Origin of the sequence: Mucilaginibacter pedocola (genome assembly GCF_002013915.1) — a bacterium.
Classification (GTDB): Bacteria; Bacteroidota; Bacteroidia; order Sphingobacteriales; family Sphingobacteriaceae; genus Mucilaginibacter; species Mucilaginibacter pedocola.
The window spans coordinates 321,557-337,553 of sequence record NZ_MBTF01000012.1 but is presented as its reverse complement, the minus strand read 5'-3'; the positions used below and the strand labels follow the sequence as shown (position 1 = coordinate 337,553).

Genomic DNA, 15,997 nt, shown 5'->3' with positions numbered 1-15,997 from the left:
CAATTTTGCCCTTTTACATTTAAACCGAAAAAATGCAAAAAAATAGCAACGCCATAGCAGTAGCGCTTATAACTTCCCTGTTTTTTTTATGGGGATTTGCCCTGAACCTCAACCCGATACTTATACCGCACCTTAAAAAGGCCTGCCAGCTCAGCGATTTTCAATCCTCATTAATAGATTCGGCATCGTATGTAGCTTACTTCATTTTTCCTATCCCCGCGGCCTTATTCATGAAGAAATACGGCTATAAGGGTGGCATTGTGTTTGGTTTGCTGCTTTTCTCGGTCGGTGCAATATTATTTTACCCTGCTGCTGATGCGCGTAATTATGCTTACTTCCTGGGCGCTTTATTTGTGGTGTTTTCGGGGATGGCTTTTTTGGAGACAGCCGCCAACCCGCTCATCACCTTAATTGGCGACCCAAGCAGCGCTACCGTGCGTATCAATATGGCGCAAACCTTTAACGGGCTTGCGGCCGCGTTGGCACCCTTCATTGGTAAAACATTCATACTATCGGGCACCGTGTTAACCGATGCGCAGGAAAAGGCCATGCCGCCCGAGCAACTCAATGCCTATTTAAACCACGAGGCATCTTCAGTAAAACTGCCCTTTGTGGTTATAAGTGTTGTGGTATTGTTAGTTGCCATATTTGTATGGCGCACGGCCTTCCCCGAAATACACGAAGAGTCTGCAGAAGTACGCGCGGCCGAAAATAAACCATTGCTGGGGCGAATTAAAGTTTTGATAAAAGATAAGCACCTGATGTCGGGCGTGTTGGCCGAGTTTTTCTACGTAGGTGGCCAGGCTTGTGTAACCAGCTTCTTCATCCGCTACAGCGAACATGTGGCCGGCTTTGGCGAACATACCGCAGCAGAATTGTTAAGCGTAGCACTGCTACTGTTTATGTTTGGCCGCTTATCGGGCACGGCATTAATGCTGGTATTTAACCCGGTAAAGCTTTTGGTTACTTATGCCATTATCAATATAGGGCTTATTGCTGCGGCGGTTACGCTGCACGGTGCATGGCTGGTTTATGTACTAATGGCCGTGCTGTTTTTTATGTCTATCATGTTCCCAACCATATTCTCGCTCAGCATCCGCGATCTGGATGCGCCAAAGAAAAAACTGGGGTCGTCGCTGGTAATTATGGGTATAGTTGGTGGCGCCATTATGCCGCCAATAATGGGCCGCGTGTCGGACATGACCAATATCCAAATGGCCTATATTGTACCAGGTATAAGCTTTGTAGCTATCCTTTGGTTCGCGTTAAGGAATTTGAAAGTTAAGACGGTGGAGATGGTTGGTGGACACTAATTTATATTTTACCGCAATTGCGCAAAGAAAAACCGAAGGCCGCAAAGTGAAAACACTCTGCGGCCTTTGCGGTTAAAAAATCAACTACAATATTCCCTCCAATTCCTTCCACACATTAGCCCCAACAATTTTAGCACCTTCCTCGGTGGGGTGTATTCCATCTGCCTGGTTAAGTTTGCGCACGCCGCCTACGCCTTGCAGCAGGAAAGGGACTAGTGTCATTTTATTTTTATCCGCCAGCTTTGGGAATACGTTTTTAAAATCGGTAGAATAATCGGCTCCCATATTGGTAGGTACCTGCATGCCCAGCAGCACCAGTTTGGCTTGGGGGTATTTGGCTTTTACCTTGTCGATAATACCTTGGAGGTTCTTTTCTGTAGAGGCTGGGGGGAGGCCTCGTAGGCCGTCGTTCGCGCCAAGTTCAAGTACAAATATGTCGAAGGGTTGCTGTTTCAATAGCCAGTCTATACGGCTTAGGCCGCCTGCTGACGTTTCGCCGCTTAGGCCACCGTTCACTACGGTGTAAGGCAGTTTTGCCGAATCTATTTTTGCCTGCACCACGCCGGGGAAAGCCTGTGTGGCATCATCTAAACCATAACCCGCCGTTAAGCTATCGCCAAAGAATAATATGATCTTTTTTGGTTTGGCGGTTTCGGCAGATGCTGCTGTTGCAGTAGTATCTTTTTGGTCCGGTTTTTTATCTCCGCCGCAGGCCGCTAAAAAAAGCGTAAGGACAGCTACAGGTAATATCTTAAAAGAATGTTTCATGTTTTAAATTATGCGTTTGAACGTAACACCTCCAACGGTGGTTTGTTTAAAATGCCACGGCTGTTCAGTAGGCCGATGACAACAGTTAAGGCTGTAATAGCGCCAAATATACCTGCTACCGGCCATAGGTTTACTTTGTACGGCATCTCGAACTGATAGGTCGCCAGTAACCAACTTGCTGCAACGGCTATTACGATACCGGTTAATGCCGAAAGCGCGCCGAGGAATAAATACTCTAACGCGGTTATAGAGAATATCTGCCTGCGGCTGCCGCCTAAAGTACGCAGTAGTACACTCTCCTGTATGCGTTGGTATTTACTGATGCGTATCGACGATATCAGCACGATGATGCCCGTAATGATACTGAAACCGCTCATGAATTTGATCACATAGCCTATTTTATCCAGCAGTTCGTCCAGCACGGTCAGCACCAAACCGAGGTCGATAATAGAGATGTTAGGGAATTGTTTAACTACCGCCTGCTGGTAAGCTGCCGATACCGTTTGTGAGGGGACATGTGTAAGCAACACGTGAAACTGCGGCGCTTCCTCCAACACACCAGCCGGGAACAATACCTGGAAGTTGGTTTGCACCTTGTTCCAGTTCACCTTGCGGATGCTGCTTACGTAGGTGTTCATCATTACGCCCTGTACGTTAAATACCAGTTTATCGCCCACCTTGGCGTTAATACGCTGCGCAAAACGCGATTCGGCCGATATCGGGATATCCTTACCCGGCTCTGCTTTACCTATGAATTTACCATCGGTTATCTGTTCCGAATCGGTAAGCGAATCGCGGTAGGTAACGCGGTACTCCCAGGCGTAGGCACGGGGCGATATGCGCAGGGTGGTATCTTTTTTAGCATCGGCGGCGGTTTTGCCGTTCACTTTTTCTAAGCGCATGGTTATGATGGGCACCTGCGATAATATGGGCAGCCCCTGTTTGCGGGTAAGTTCTGCCAGCGGTTTTTCCTGCGCGGTTTGTATATCGAACAATATCATATTGCTTTGGTTGCCGCTTGCCGATAGTGATACCTGTGCGATCAATAATTGCTGAATGAGGAACAAGGTAGCGATGAAAGCAGTGCTCAGCCCGATAGATACTGTTAGGATAATGGTTTGGTTATTGGGCCTGTACAGGTTGGCAAAACCCTGCCGCCAAATGTAACTCCAGCCGCTCATGATCAACAGACGGGTAAAACGTATCAGCAGCCAGGCGATGGAGGTTAGTATCAGGAAGGCTACCAAAATACCTACGGTGAATACAGCAGCGCCAACCCAATCTTCCAGTTGCAAATAGGCAAAGCAAACTACAAAGCACACCACCAGCAAGTACACCAGCCAACGGAACGGGTCGCGTTTGGTGGCCGTTTCCTCGTACGACATGCGCAGGGTATTCAGTGGCGATATATTACGGATATTGATGAGCGGCAGTAGCGCGAACAGCACCGAAATAATAACACCCAGCCCAATGCCCTGCCAAATGGCCACCCACGATATCTGCACCGAAATTTCTATCGGCAAAAAATCCTTCAGCACAAAAGGCAGCAAATGCTGGATAGATGTACCCAACGCCGCACCCGCCAGTGAGCCGATAAGCCCGATGCCGGTTATCTGGATGAGGTATATCAGGAAAGCCTCGGAGGCCTTTACGCCCATGCAGCGCATAATGGCTATAGAAGCAATTTTTTCGCGGATGTAAATATTGATGGCACTTGCCACACCCACACAGCCCAACAGCAAGGCAATAAAGCCTACAAGCGATAGGAACCGAGACAAGTCGCCAAAAGAGCGGCCGGTGTTCTCTTTACGGCCTTCCACTGTATCGTAACCGTAATCTGCCTTATCTAAAGTTGGTTCTATTTTTTTGGCGAGCTTTTCTACATCAAAACCCGGCTTAAACTTGTAGTAATAAGCGTAGTTGATGCGGCTCCCCATGCCAATCAGTTTAGTATCATCAAGATACTTAAAAGGAATATATACGATAGGGGCAATGCCTGCCGATAAACCCGTTTGCCCCGGCGCTTTGTTCAAAATACCTGCTATTGCGAAGGTAGCATTACCCACCTTAATCGAATCGCCCACTTTGGCGGCAAATTGCAGCATCAGGGTTTTATCAACCAAAGCATATTTACCGCTTTTGAAATCGGTACCTGCCTGCACGGGCGTAGTTTCTAAACTGCCGTAGTAGGGGAAGGCACCATCCAAAGCTTTAATATTCACCAAACGCGTACCCTGCGTGCGGGTGAAGTATATCATCGAGGCAAAACTGCGTTCCTGCGAGCGGTTCTCGCCAAGCGAATCGAGCAGGTTTTGCAACTTTTTATCAGGTTCTTTATTGCCGGTAATGCTCAGGTCGGCACCAATAAGGGTTGCTGCCTGACTGTTAATATCGTTTTGGATATTGTATTTGAACGAGTAGATGGCCACCAGCGCCGCTATCCCGAACACAATAGACGAGATAAACAGCAGCAGCCTGGCGCGGTTTCGGCGGCTATCGCGCAGCGCCATTTTAAACAGCCAGCTAAAGTTTATTTTGCGGTTATAATTTATACTGTCCATTTATACCGCTTTTGCTGTTAATTCGTCGGATACCAGTTTGCCGCCTTTTATGCGCAAAATGCGTTGGGTTTTGGCTGCCAGTTCCAAATCGTGTGTTACCAATACCAGGGTAGTGCCTGCATCTTTATTCAGGTCGAAAATGAGTTTTACTACCTTCTCGCTGGTTTCGGCATCCAAATTACCGGTAGGTTCATCGGCAAATAATATTTTTGGTGAATTGGAGAACGCCCTTGCCAATGATACCCTTTGCTGCTCTCCGCCCGATAGCTGGGCAGGGTAGTGGTGCCCGCGGCTGGCCAGGCCCACCTTGTCCAGCAGGTCTAAAGCGCGGGGTTTTATATTTTTTTCGCCCCTGAGTTCCAGCGGTACCATTACATTTTCCAGCGCAGTTAGAGTTGGGAGTAGTTGGAAGTTCTGGAATATAAATCCAACATATTGGTTACGCACCTGCGCGCGTTTGTCTTCGCTCAGGCCGCCAAAGTTTACGCCGCTCAGTTCCACGATGCCCGATGTGGCGCTGTCCAACCCCGCGCAAAGCCCGAGTAAAGTAGTTTTGCCGCTGCCCGATGGGCCTACAATGGCATTGGTAGAGCCGGCACCAATAGCAAAGTTTATATCATCTAAAACAGTAAGCGTTCGGCCGGCACTTTTATAAGTTTTATTAAGGTTGGCTATGTTTAATATGGTTTCCAAATTTTTATGTGTATTTTGCTGTGTTAATGTAAATATCAAAGTATTATCAAATTTGTGCGGGGCTAATGTGTTTACTTACAAAGCCATTACATTTCTGCACTTTTTGGCATAGTGCCGATATTATAATTACAATTGTAAACTAATTATACTCTCGTATGCACGAATATTCCGGGCAGCACCGTATACTGGTAGCTGTAGACTGTATCATATTTGGTTTTGATGGCGCAAACGTAAAATTGTTACTGGTAAAGCGCGATTTGGCGCCCGAGTTGGGCAAATGGAGCCTGATGGGCGGTTTTATAGCCCCTTCCGAAAGCCCCGAAGATGCCGCCACCCGCGTATTGGAAGAACGTACCGGCTTGAAGAACGTGTACATGGACCAATTTATGGTGTTCGGCAAACCCGACCGCGACCCTGTAGAACGCACTCTCTCGGTAGCTTACTTTGCACTGATAGACATCCACCAGTATGAAGAGCAATTAACAGGCGAGTTCAGCCCTGAGTGGTTCCCGCTGGATAATATGCCCGAGATGATATTCGACCATGCCGATATGGTGAAGATAGCCCTAAAAGAATTACGCTATAAGGCTGCGCTTCACCCCATATTGTTTCAGTTACTGCCGGGCAAATTTACTGTGCCGCAATTGCAGTCCCTGTACGAAGGCGTTTACCAAACCGAATTTGACGACCGTAACTTCAGCCGCAAACTGCTATCAACGGGGCTGCTGGTTAAGCTGGACGAAAAGGATAAGCAATCATCAAAAAAAGGCGCTTTTTACTACAAGCTCGATCAATCGCACTACCGCGAAAATTTCGAGAAGTTTTTAAACCTGGTGCCAAATCCCGATAAGTTTTTTTGATGCTAAAACAATATATTTACCCCACCAATAAGGCGTATACTACTTTGTAGGTGCCTAAACTGAACGTATAAATAGTTTGATATTACCCCGCATCATCCTGTTTGTTAATTTATACTAATTGCAAATACTAATTAAGTTGAACAGGTTAAGGGCCCTAAGTGCAGTTTTAGCATTCTTTTTAATTAGTAGCACGTGCTTTGCTCAATCAAACCAGGGGAAGGAGTTTTGGACGGCTTACATGACCCACATGGAAACCGCCGGGCTTAGCGAAATGAGCCTTTATATAACCGGCAGTGCAAATACTACCGGTAAAGTAGAGGTGGCTGATGGTAGCTTTTCTAAAACGTTTACCGTTACGGCCAACCAGGTTACGCAGGTTGCCATACCACGAAGCGCATTTTTAACTACACAGGGTACATTTAACAAAGGCATTCATATTACAGCGCAAAAAAATGTGGCCGTTTACGGGCATATTTATGCCAGCAGTGTATCGGGCGCAACGCTTTTATTGCCGGTTAATGCTTTGGGCAAAAACTATTACTCCATTAATTATAACCAGAAATCAAATTCCGACGATGCAAACGTGCATTCGCAATCTGCGTTTATGGTTATTGCTACCGAAGATAATACGGAAGTTGAAATAATACCTACAGCCGACCTGGCAAACGGCGAACAAGCAGGTAAAACCATAACTCTTACACTAAAAAAAGGCGAAGTTTACCAGGGGCTTTCTCTTGCCGACCTTACCAATACCATCATCCGCACCAAAAGCAGCAATGGCGATTGTAAGCGCATTGCCGTGTTTTCGGGCAGTTCAAAAATTGGCATTGGCTGTATAGATGCAGGTTTTACATCCGATAATCTTTTTCAGCAGGTTTACCCCACTTCGTCATGGGGTAAAAAATATATTACCGTGCCCCTTAAAAACCGCAATTACGATGTTATACGGGTTATATTGAGTGATGATAATACCCGCTTTACAGTAAACGGCGAAGAAACCTACGTAACCCTGCGTGGAAACTATTACTTTCAAATGTCATCAAACCAGCCCAATATAATTACTGCCGATAAGCCTATACAGGTGGTGCAGTATGCGGTTTCGCAGGGCCAGCAATTAGGAAATTGCATAACCGACGAAACCGACGTTGGCGACCCGGAGATGATATACCTAACGCCAACAGAACAAACGCTTGACCATGTAACCCTTTACTCGAGCCCTTACTACGGTATTTCGCGCCAATACATTAATGTAGTTATCAAAGATCAGTATAAAAATACCTTTCAGTTAGATGGGGTGCCTTATACCAACTTTACACAACTGGCAGGCGATCCAACCTACGCTTACGCTCAAATAAATGTATCGAGCGGTGCACATAATATAAAGGCGGCTGATGGTTTTAATGCTATTGCGTATGGCTTTGGCGATCACGAATCATATGGTTACGCAGCCGGCGCCAGCCTAAAAAACCTCAACCAGTATATAGCCCTGCACGAAAATGGCGGCACCGATGCCAATACCGTTAAAGTAAACGGCTGTCGCGATGTGGAGTATAAGCTGCAGGTTACCCTGCCGTACCAAACCACAAGTATAGCGTGGGATTTTAAAGATGGTACTCCGGTTGTAACCGATAATAACCCCGCGGTGTCGTCAACAGTTGTGAAAGATGGGAAAACCCTGTACAATTACGATTATTACAAAACGGTAAAATTTACCACAGGCGACTACAGCGTAACTGCCACCGTAATAAACCCGCTTGGCGATGTATGCGGCGCTACTACCGATATTGATTTCGATTTTAGTATTACCGATTACCCCAACGCTAAGTTTAGCTACATTGGCAACTGCCTGAGCGAGCCCGTGAAATTTAAAGACGAAACCGATGCCAAAGGGAGCGAAATAAAAACCTGGCTATGGGATTTTGGCGATGGTAAAACCAGCCCGCTGCAAAACCCCGAACATACTTACGAGCAGCCCGGCGATTACCACGTAGTGCTTACCACGCAAAACGTAAACGAGTGCGCTAATGTATCGGCTCCCATAACAATACACATATCCGTTCCGCCTGTGGCTATATTTAATGTGCCGCCGCCATTGTGCGCAGGGGCAGAAGTTACTATAAAAGATGCATCGACCCCGGGCGATGGCACAATTGTGAAATGGGATTACGATCTTGGCGACGGCAGCACGGTTACCCGTACCGATAAGTTGCCCTTTACACACCTTTATGCAGCCAAAGGCAATTACACTATTAAACTAACGCTTACCACCGATAAAGGATGCATTAGCACAACCGCAGAAAAAAACATTAACATAGGCGCGGCTCCCGTTGCAGATTTTACACTGCCCGATGTTTGTATTAGCGATGCCGCAAAATTTAACGATAAAAGCACTATTGACGATAACACCGAAAGCGGCTTTACCTACCAGTGGAATTTTGGCGATGCTAATGCCAACGCGGCAAACCCCAATACCTCCACCGAACAAAACCCGCGGCACCGCTACACCGTTGCTGCCGAATATACAGTTACGTTGATGGTAACATCGGCAAATGGTTGTCCTGCTTTTAAAACGCAAAAGTTTACCGTGAACGGCGCACAGCCTAAAGCCATTTTTGCGGTGGAAAACAAGGACGCCCTTTGCAGCAGCGCGCCTGTAATATTTAAAGAACAATCCACACTTGATTTTGGCAGCTTTACCAAAATTGTTTGGTATTACGATTATAATGGCGACCGCACGGTTGCAGAAACTTTCACGCGGCCCAATATCCCCGCCAGCCGTACTTATAACCACGCATACCCCTTGTTTAACAGCCCTGCCAATAAAACTTACCGCGTGCGTATGGAAGCTTACTCGGGCGAGAGCTGCGTGGATATTACCGAGCAGGATATCACTGTAAACGCCAACCCAATTGTACAAATGGCACAATTAAACGGCATTTGCGGTAACGAACAACCGGTGCAATTAACGGCCAACAATAATGGTTATACAGGCACCGGCGTGTTTAGCGGAAAGGGCGTAAGCGCCAACGGCATGTTTGACCCTAAAGTTGCGGGCGCAGGTACTTTTACCATAAATTATACGTTTACCACAACACGCGGCTGTAGTTATACTACCGGCCAGGATGTTACGGTATACCCCGTGCCTACGGTTGACGCAGGGGAGAACACCGGTTTACTGGAGGGCGGCTCGGTGCTGCTGAAGGCGAAAGCCAGCGGTAATAACTTAACTTATAAATGGACACCCGCGACGGGCTTAGACCACGATGACGTTTTAAACCCGGTTTGCTCGGCCGTGGAAGATATTAATTATACTTTAACAGTAGTCAGCAGCGATGGATGCAGCGCAAAAGACGAAATTTTTATAAGTGTGCTGAAAAATTTGGGCGTAATGAATACCTTTACACCAAACGGCGACGGCGTTAACGATACCTGGACCATCAAATATTTAAACAGCTACCCCGGAAACACCGTAAACGTGTATAACCGATACGGAGAAAGGGTATATTCGTCTGTTGGATATGGCACCCCCTGGGATGGGACCTATAAGGGCGTTAATTTACCTGCAGGAACTTACTATTATATAATAAACCCCAGGAATGGCCGCAAGGTGGTTTCGGGAAGTGTCACGATTATCAGATGAAGAAAAATTTACTTTTATTGGTATTGCTCTCGTTGGGTGTACGAGGTGCTATGGCGCAACAACGCCCTCAGTATACGCAATATGTTTTTAACAATTACCTGCTTAACCCCGCGGTAACAGGTATAGAAAATTATACCGATGCTAAACTGGGCTACCGCAGCCAGTGGACCGGCCTGCAGGGCGCACCGGTAACCAGCTACTTTAGTATTAACGCGCCGCTTGGCGAAGCCTTTTTACAGGGCGATGCTACGGCCTTCCCGGCATCGGGCGGCGAAAACCCATCGAGCAGGCTTTACACGCAGGAATACCGCGCTGCCGAACCGCACCATGGTATTGGCTTTATGGTAGTATCCGACAAGGCAGGCCCCATTACCCAAACCAATCTTGATGCATCTTATGCATATCACCTGGGTTTAACCAGCAAACTTAACCTCGCGGTAGGTGTATCGGCAGGGTTGAGCCATATCAACCTCAATACCGATATGATAACGCTGGAGAACAGTAACGACCCTGCGTTGAATAACATTAACAACAGCCAATGGAAACCCGATTTGGGCGTTGGTATCTGGGCATATTCGTCTAACTACTATTTCGGGGTATCGGCAGCGCAAATATTGCCGAATAACCTGTACATCACCACAGGTAATACCGCCAACCAAAGCAAAACCGTACCGCATTATTTTGTAACCGGCGGTGTTAAGGTTTTCCTGTCTGATGATGTTACCCTGCTGCCATCGGCCCTGCTGAAATTTATTGAGCCTGCGCCGGTAAGTTTCGATATCAATATGAAATTATCCTTCCGCGATAGGTTCTGGTTCGGCGGTTCGTTCCGTAAAGATGATTCGTACGCCGTATTGGTGGGCCTTAACCTCAGCAGCGTAGTAAACGTAGGCTACTCTTACGATGTATCTACATCAGCCCTTCGCACTGTAAGCAATGGTTCACACGAGATAGTATTGGGGATACTTCTCAATAACAGGTATAACCTGAAGAGCCCGATGCATGGGTTTTAGGCCCGAGCCCCGAGCCCCCTCCGCCCCCTGAAGGGGGAACTTTTGAAAATTATAACAAAAATGCCCGGCAGTGTAAACTACCGGGCATTTTTGTTTATACATATTGTGTATTCCGCAATCCTAATCAAAGGTTCCCCCTTCAGGGGGCGGAGGGGGCTAACCACTAAAGTTCTTTCCTCAACCTCGCAACCGGGATATTCATTTGTTCGCGGTATTTGGCAACGGTGCGGCGGGCAATGTTGTAGCCGGCATCTTTTAGTATTTCGGTAAGTTTTTCGTCGGCGAGGGGGTGGCGTTTGTCTTCTTTGCCAATGTGCTCTTCCAGTATCTTTTTTACTTCTTTGTTTGATACCTCTTCGCCGCTTTCGGTTTGGATGGCTTCGCTGAAGAACGATTTCAGCAGGAAGGTGCCGTGCTCTGTTTGTACGTATTTGGAGTTGGCCACGCGCGATACGGTGGAGATATCCATACCAATGCGGTCGGCAATATCTTTTAAGATCATCGGCTTCAGGTTCTTATCGTCGCCGGTTAAAAAGAAATCGTACTGGTACTGCATTATGGCGTTCATGGTTTTCAGCAGGGTTTGCTGGCGTTGCTTAATAGCATCAATAAACCATTTGGCCGAATCGAGCTTTTGTTTTACGAATTGTACGGCCTCTTTCAGCTTTTTATCTTTTTGCGATGCCTTCTCGTAATGCTGAAACATCTCCTGGTAGCTGCGGCTAACTTTCAGCTCGGGCGCGTTTTTAGAGTTTAGGGTCAGTATCAATACCCCATCGTTATTGGTGATATGGAAATCGGGTATCACCTGCATTTGCTTGGTGCTTACTTCGTTGCTATCGCCGGGTTTTGGGTTAAGCTTCAATATTTCGTTCACTACCGCACGCAATTCGGTGGAATTCATATTCAGCGAGCGCTCCAGTTTATCGTAATGCTTGCGGGTAAATTCGTCAAGGTAATCTTCAACCACCATTATCGCTTTTTTGATGATGGGGTCGGTAGCATCTTTTTTGCGTAGCTGTATCAGCAGGCATTCCTGCAGGCTGCGTGCGCCAACACCGGCCGGGTCGAAGGTTTGAATCACCTTCAGCATATCTTCTACTTCCTCGTCTTCGGCCATTACGTTTTGCGAAAAGGCAAGGTCGTCGGTAATATTCATCACAGGGCGGCGCAGGTAGCCGTCATCATCAAGGCTGCCTATTATCTGGCGGCCAATGGCAAAGTCTTTGTCTGATAGTGGTAACAGGTCCAGCTGCGCCTGCAGGCTCTCGAAGAACGAGCTTTGCACGGCAATAGGTATTTCTTTACGGTCGTCTTCGTCGTCACCGTTTTGGTCATAGCGCGATCCGTAGTCGTTTACGTTATCTTCCTGCAGGTAATCGTCAATGTTAAACTCATCGGCTTCGCCGCGTTCCTCGTCGCCACTGTTGTAATCGTCGTCAGGGTCGCGGTCGGGGTATTGTTCTTCAGGTTCGTTTAAGTTGGTTAAGCTGATATCTTCGAGGGCGGGGTTTTCTTCCAGTTCTTCTTTTATGCGCGTATCAAGCGATACGGTAGGCACCTGCAGCAATTTTATAAATTGAATTTGCTGCGGCGATAGCTTTTGTAAAAGTTTCTGTTGAAGGTTCTGTTTAAGCATAAGTTAAGACGAGCGCAAAAATACATCAAATAGCCCGAGTTATGAAATTAGTTATAGCTGAATGATGTAAAGTTGTAAATGCTTTTTCGGCTATTTTGTTTGCGGGCAATTATGAAATATTAATAACTTTAAATCACAATAAACTTTAAGCATTATGGGATTTGTAAAAGAATTTAAAGAGTTTGCCGTAAAAGGCAACGTGGTTGATTTGGCCGTGGGTGTTATCATTGGCGCTGCATTTGGTAAAATTGTAACCTCTTTAGTGTCAGACGTTATTATGCCGCCAATAGGCTACATCACCGGCGGTGTAGATTTTGCCGATAAAAAAATAGTGCTTACCCCCGCCAACGAAGCCACAAAAGTTGCCGAAGTGGCCATACACTACGGGCTGTTTATTAATGCCGTAATTCAGTTCCTGATTATTGCTTTCTGCATATTTGTTGTGGTAAAAGCTATCAACGCCATGAAGAAGAAAGAAGAAGTTGCACCATCGGCACCGCCTGCGCCATCTAAAGAGCAGGTATTGCTTACCGAGATAAGGGATTTGCTGGCAGCGAAGAAATAAGCTATGTACTACAGCCGCGAGGACGAAAAGGCGATGTTTTACACCTATGGAATTCTTGGGGTAGTGATAGGTATTGCGATATATTTTTGCACACAGTATAACGAGAAGCAAGTAGGCCATAAGTTGGCAGTTGATGGAGTTTCGGTTTATTGCAATATCGATTCGGTGTATGAGGAGCCTACGGGGCGGCAACCTATACCGCATACTTTATTGAGTTACAATTACCAGGGTAGTAAACATCAATTAGATATCGTATTTGATGCAAAATGGGTTCCTAAAGGAGATACCGTGATATTGCGAAGGTTAACCAATAACGATGCACCCTCTTTTATGAAAGTGATAGGTTTTAGGCATCAGGGTGTAAACATTATGCGATAAAACCAATGATAGGCACAGATACGTTCAGGCAGTTTACGCTCTCGCTACCTCACGTAACAGAAGAGCCGCACTTTGATAAAACATCATTCAGGATAGGTGGCAAGATATTTGCAACCATGGTAGCGGAGCATCATCGCGCTACAGTAAAACTTTCGCCTACCGATCAGTGCCTGTTTTGCCTTGCCGATGCCAACATGGTTTACCCCGTACCAAATAAATGGGGCAAACTGGGCTGGACGCACCTGAATTTGCAAACTGTTTTACCCGAAATGTGTACCGAGATATTAAAAGTAGCTTACTGCGAGGTAGCACCTAAAAAATATGCGGCACTTATAACCTTCGACGAATAATGGCCGACCTGTATGTAGTATTGCTGTTTATTGCCTTTTTGGTGTTATCGCTGCTCTTTCGTAAAGTATTGGTAGGGGTAAAGCGCCCGTTTATGTACTTGCTGGTCCCTGTTTACCTTCTGTTTACTTTTATTTATTCGATAGCCGCCTTTTACCTGGCCGATTATGTTAGCGATAATACAGCCATCCAACTCTACTTCGGTAACGATGTTATAGAGCTGGTGCTGCTACTGGTTGCCTGCTTTGTAAGTGCTGTATTTTTTATTGCCAATGCCATTGCCGTACGCAGCAAACGCACAGGTAGCATTAAAATGTTTTAGGCAGCTTGGGGTCGGTTAGGATAATGTAATCGCCAAACGTGGCAAACTTTTCCCAGTTGGGGTTATCAAAACTGTCATCGGCGTAGGCCTGTATGTTAATAGCTTTTATGCCCGGCGCATATTTTTGTAATTGTGCAAAAGTTCCCAGCTTTTCTTCGCTATGGAAACCGCCATTCACCTGGAATATTTTGGTGCCTTTATTAGCCTTGTAAAATTTAGCAATGCTGTAGCCCATGGCAGCATCCCACAGGTTTTGCGATTGGTAAACGTGCATAGGCCCACCGTGCCCGCCCATTATTTCGCCAAACTTATCGTAATAGCGCCCGGTAGCGGTATCAATAGGCAACGGAGGCAGCCAGCTTTTGGCCATTGCATCAAGCTTTTGCAATTCGGGCAGCCCGGCGCGGGTAGTTAGGTTGGTGTAGCGGGTGGGGGCGTTGGCTGCAATAACGGGCAGGTGCGCATCCTTAGCGGCATCAACCATGGCGCGGTAATCTTTGTAATTCTTCCAGGCGCGGCCTTCGGTAATTAAGTTCTTCTCGCGGATGAAACCACCAAGGTATTCGTTCATCACCGTTTGGCAATCGGTTTGGAACATCTCCATCGAGAGGGCCAGTTTGCCGGGATATTTCTCTGCCAACTTTTTAAATACCAAAGCTTCTAAATAATGCCCGGTGCTGTCGTTATGCTCTTCGCCAAAAAATAATACGTCGTTTCTGGCCATATCGGCCACTACATCGTCTAAAGTAGCGGGTGCTTTTTTTGCGGTATTGTATATTTTGTAGTGGGCGGCCATAGGGTCCTGGCAAAAAGCAACTAAGGGGAACAGCAATAGAAGCAATGCGGCGGCAAATTTCATAGTTTAAGCAGGTGTGTTAATATGTTGATAAATACGCGTTATCAAATTACAACATTTATATTTGAAAAAACTAAAAAATACCCTACATTTGCACTCTTGTTTTTTGGAACGACAGATTAGAATAAAAATATAAAATAGAGCCATGAAAAGAACATTTCAGCCCTCACAAAGGAAAAGGAAAAATAAACACGGTTTCCGTGAGCGCATGTCATCTGCTAACGGCAGACGCGTATTAGCAGCAAGAAGAGCCAAAGGCCGCAAAAGATTAACTGTATCTGACGAGCGCAGCCACAAAGCTTGATATACCGGTTGTTTCTCCTTATCAGATAAGGGGCTGAGCCTGTTATTAGTTTAAATTTGGTTCGGCGCTAACAACTATGCATACTTTTAAAAAAGAAGAACGGTTATGTAACAAAAGGTTTATTGATGGCCTTTTTCATAGCGGTTCTTCTTTTTTATGTTACCCATTCAGGGTGTCATGGCAGCTCGCACCCGCAGAGCAAGCCTATCCTGTGCAGGTATTATTTTCGGTTGGTAAAAAACGCTATAAGCGCGCTGTCGACCGTAACCTGCTTAAGCGCCTCATGCGCGAAGCTTACCGCTTAAACAAACAAACCTTACTTTACCAGCAACTTACCGGTGCCGATAAGCGCATTTTGCTTTCTATTGGTTACATTGGTAAAGAACTGGCCGACTACGCCTTCATCGAAAAAAAGATGCAGAAGCTTTTGAACCAGTTGGCAGGGGAGGCCACCAAATAATGTTTTTGTGGAACGGACTAAAGCGGCTGATAGGCAGTTTGTTTTTGCTGCTGATAAAGCTATACCAATACCTGTTATCGCCAATGCTGGGTGCATCTTGCCGGTACACGCCCACCTGCTCGCAATACGGGGCAGAGGCTATACGCAAATACGGGCCGTTTAAAGGCGGCTGGCTTACCGTTAAACGCATAGCCCGCTGCAACCCCTGGGGAGGCCACGGGCATGATCCTGTTCCTTAGGGCTGGTTAGTGGTGAATGGAGGGTAGTGAGTGGTTTT

The 15,997-nt window shown here is 46.4% G+C and carries 16 protein-coding genes; 11 read left to right on the top strand and 5 right to left on the bottom strand.

Annotated features, from left to right (window positions below; translation table 11 throughout):
• The first annotated feature begins 32 nt into the window (after positions 1 to 32).
• Positions 33 to 1,313 (top strand): L-fucose:H+ symporter permease, encoded by a 1,281-nt coding sequence (gene fucP / locus BC343_RS13830; protein ID WP_078348383.1) that lies wholly within the window; start codon positions 33 to 35, stop codon positions 1,311 to 1,313.
• 84 nt (positions 1,314 to 1,397) lie between these two features.
• On the opposite strand, the gene BC343_RS13825 is transcribed toward fucP, so the two are convergent.
• Genes BC343_RS13825 through BC343_RS13815 form a run of 3 tightly spaced genes read right to left on the bottom strand, consistent with a single transcriptional unit; the run spans position 1,398 to position 5,335 of the window.
• Positions 1,398 to 2,081, bottom strand: coding sequence for an arylesterase (locus BC343_RS13825; protein ID WP_078348382.1), 684 nt, complete (start codon positions 2,079 to 2,081; stop codon positions 1,398 to 1,400).
• Between the two features lie 8 nt (positions 2,082 to 2,089).
• Positions 2,090 to 4,642, bottom strand: a complete 2,553-nt coding sequence (locus BC343_RS13820) for an ABC transporter permease (RefSeq protein ID WP_078348381.1) — start codon at positions 4,640 to 4,642, stop codon at positions 2,090 to 2,092.
• Positions 4,643 to 5,335, bottom strand: a complete 693-nt coding sequence (locus BC343_RS13815) for an ABC transporter ATP-binding protein (RefSeq protein WP_078348626.1) — start codon at positions 5,333 to 5,335, stop codon at positions 4,643 to 4,645.
• A gap of 155 nt (positions 5,336 to 5,490) precedes the next feature.
• Here BC343_RS13815 and BC343_RS13810 point away from each other — a divergent pair, with 155 nt between their 5' ends.
• The 3 genes from BC343_RS13810 to BC343_RS13800 all read left to right on the top strand — a co-directional run bounded on the left by BC343_RS13810 (position 5,491) and on the right by BC343_RS13800 (position 10,848).
• Positions 5,491 to 6,195, top strand: coding sequence for an NUDIX hydrolase (locus BC343_RS13810; protein WP_078348380.1), 705 nt, complete (start codon positions 5,491 to 5,493; stop codon positions 6,193 to 6,195).
• 238 nt (positions 6,196 to 6,433) lie between these two features.
• Positions 6,434 to 9,835 (top strand): gliding motility-associated C-terminal domain-containing protein, encoded by a 3,402-nt coding sequence (locus BC343_RS13805; RefSeq protein ID WP_078348379.1) that lies wholly within the window; start codon positions 6,434 to 6,436, stop codon positions 9,833 to 9,835.
• On the top strand, positions 9,832 to 10,848 hold the full coding sequence (locus tag BC343_RS13800; RefSeq protein WP_078348378.1) for a PorP/SprF family type IX secretion system membrane protein: 1,017 nt from the start codon (positions 9,832 to 9,834) through the stop codon (positions 10,846 to 10,848). The genes BC343_RS13805 and BC343_RS13800 overlap by 4 nt, the downstream gene beginning before the upstream one ends.
• A 163-nt stretch (positions 10,849 to 11,011) precedes the next feature.
• Here the strand turns inward: BC343_RS13800 and rpoN are convergent, their stop codons facing one another.
• Entirely contained in the window at positions 11,012 to 12,487 is a 1,476-nt protein-coding gene (gene rpoN, locus BC343_RS13795; RefSeq protein WP_078348377.1) for an RNA polymerase factor sigma-54, read from the bottom strand.
• Positions 12,488 to 12,641: 154 nt separating this feature from the next.
• Here rpoN and mscL point away from each other — a divergent pair, with 154 nt between their 5' ends.
• Genes mscL through BC343_RS13775 form a run of 4 tightly spaced genes read left to right on the top strand, consistent with a single transcriptional unit; the run spans position 12,642 to position 14,100 of the window.
• Positions 12,642 to 13,052 carry a large-conductance mechanosensitive channel protein MscL gene (mscL, locus tag BC343_RS13790; protein WP_078348376.1) on the top strand — a complete coding sequence of 137 codons (411 nt, stop codon included), beginning with the start codon at positions 12,642 to 12,644 and terminating at the stop codon, positions 13,050 to 13,052.
• Between the two features lie 3 nt (positions 13,053 to 13,055).
• On the top strand, positions 13,056 to 13,430 hold the full coding sequence (locus BC343_RS13785) for a hypothetical protein (RefSeq protein ID WP_078348375.1): 375 nt from the start codon (positions 13,056 to 13,058) through the stop codon (positions 13,428 to 13,430).
• A gap of 5 nt (positions 13,431 to 13,435) precedes the next feature.
• The gene (locus BC343_RS13780; protein ID WP_078348374.1) at positions 13,436 to 13,780 is read left to right on the top strand and encodes an MmcQ/YjbR family DNA-binding protein; all 345 of its coding nucleotides are present in this window, start codon (positions 13,436 to 13,438) and stop codon (positions 13,778 to 13,780) included.
• Positions 13,780 to 14,100 carry a hypothetical protein gene (locus BC343_RS13775; RefSeq protein WP_078348373.1) on the top strand — a complete coding sequence of 107 codons (321 nt, stop codon included), beginning with the start codon at positions 13,780 to 13,782 and terminating at the stop codon, positions 14,098 to 14,100. The genes BC343_RS13780 and BC343_RS13775 overlap by 1 nt, the downstream gene beginning before the upstream one ends.
• Here BC343_RS13775 and BC343_RS13770 read toward each other — a convergent pair.
• Positions 14,087 to 14,959, bottom strand: a complete 873-nt coding sequence (locus BC343_RS13770; RefSeq protein WP_078348372.1) for a ChaN family lipoprotein — start codon at positions 14,957 to 14,959, stop codon at positions 14,087 to 14,089. The two genes, BC343_RS13775 and BC343_RS13770, sit on opposite strands and share 14 nt — an antisense overlap.
• A 142-nt stretch (positions 14,960 to 15,101) precedes the next feature.
• Between BC343_RS13770 and rpmH the strand changes: the two genes are divergently transcribed.
• The 3 genes from rpmH to yidD all read left to right on the top strand — a co-directional run bounded on the left by rpmH (position 15,102) and on the right by yidD (position 15,959).
• Positions 15,102 to 15,260, top strand: coding sequence for a 50S ribosomal protein L34 (gene rpmH / locus BC343_RS13765; RefSeq protein ID WP_078348371.1), 159 nt, complete (start codon positions 15,102 to 15,104; stop codon positions 15,258 to 15,260).
• A 76-nt stretch (positions 15,261 to 15,336) separates the two neighbouring features.
• A complete protein-coding gene (locus BC343_RS13760; protein ID WP_078348370.1) occupies positions 15,337 to 15,720 on the top strand; it encodes a ribonuclease P protein component in 384 nt (127 codons plus the stop codon).
• The gene (gene yidD / locus BC343_RS13755; protein ID WP_078348369.1) at positions 15,720 to 15,959 is read left to right on the top strand and encodes a membrane protein insertion efficiency factor YidD; all 240 of its coding nucleotides are present in this window, start codon (positions 15,720 to 15,722) and stop codon (positions 15,957 to 15,959) included. The genes BC343_RS13760 and yidD overlap by 1 nt, the downstream gene beginning before the upstream one ends.
• The last annotated feature ends 38 nt before the right edge of the window (positions 15,960 to 15,997 follow it).

What these genes read in the sequence shown, in the direction of transcription:
- fucP (WP_078348383.1), top strand. Translation starts at nt 33, where the DNA reads ATGCAAAAAAATAGCAACGCCATAGCAGTAGCGCTTATAACTTCCCTG.
- BC343_RS13825 (WP_078348382.1), bottom strand. Translation starts at nt 2,081, where the DNA reads ATGAAACATTCTTTTAAGATATTACCTGTAGCTGTCCTTACGCTTTTT.
- BC343_RS13820 (WP_078348381.1), bottom strand. Translation starts at nt 4,642, where the DNA reads ATGGACAGTATAAATTATAACCGCAAAATAAACTTTAGCTGGCTGTTT.
- BC343_RS13810 (WP_078348380.1), top strand. Translation starts at nt 5,491, where the DNA reads ATGCACGAATATTCCGGGCAGCACCGTATACTGGTAGCTGTAGACTGT.
- BC343_RS13805 (WP_078348379.1), top strand. Translation starts at nt 6,434, where the DNA reads ATGACCCACATGGAAACCGCCGGGCTTAGCGAAATGAGCCTTTATATA.
- BC343_RS13800 (WP_078348378.1), top strand. Translation starts at nt 9,832, where the DNA reads ATGAAGAAAAATTTACTTTTATTGGTATTGCTCTCGTTGGGTGTACGA.
- rpoN (WP_078348377.1), bottom strand. Translation starts at nt 12,487, where the DNA reads ATGCTTAAACAGAACCTTCAACAGAAACTTTTACAAAAGCTATCGCCG.
- mscL (WP_078348376.1), top strand. Translation starts at nt 12,642, where the DNA reads ATGGGATTTGTAAAAGAATTTAAAGAGTTTGCCGTAAAAGGCAACGTG.
- BC343_RS13785 (WP_078348375.1), top strand. Translation starts at nt 13,056, where the DNA reads ATGTACTACAGCCGCGAGGACGAAAAGGCGATGTTTTACACCTATGGA.
- BC343_RS13780 (WP_078348374.1), top strand. Translation starts at nt 13,436, where the DNA reads ATGATAGGCACAGATACGTTCAGGCAGTTTACGCTCTCGCTACCTCAC.
- BC343_RS13775 (WP_078348373.1), top strand. Translation starts at nt 13,780, where the DNA reads ATGGCCGACCTGTATGTAGTATTGCTGTTTATTGCCTTTTTGGTGTTA.
- BC343_RS13770 (WP_078348372.1), bottom strand. Translation starts at nt 14,959, where the DNA reads ATGAAATTTGCCGCCGCATTGCTTCTATTGCTGTTCCCCTTAGTTGCT.
- rpmH (WP_078348371.1), top strand. Translation starts at nt 15,102, where the DNA reads ATGAAAAGAACATTTCAGCCCTCACAAAGGAAAAGGAAAAATAAACAC.
- BC343_RS13760 (WP_078348370.1), top strand. Translation starts at nt 15,337, where the DNA reads ATGCATACTTTTAAAAAAGAAGAACGGTTATGTAACAAAAGGTTTATT.
- yidD (WP_078348369.1), top strand. Translation starts at nt 15,720, where the DNA reads ATGTTTTTGTGGAACGGACTAAAGCGGCTGATAGGCAGTTTGTTTTTG.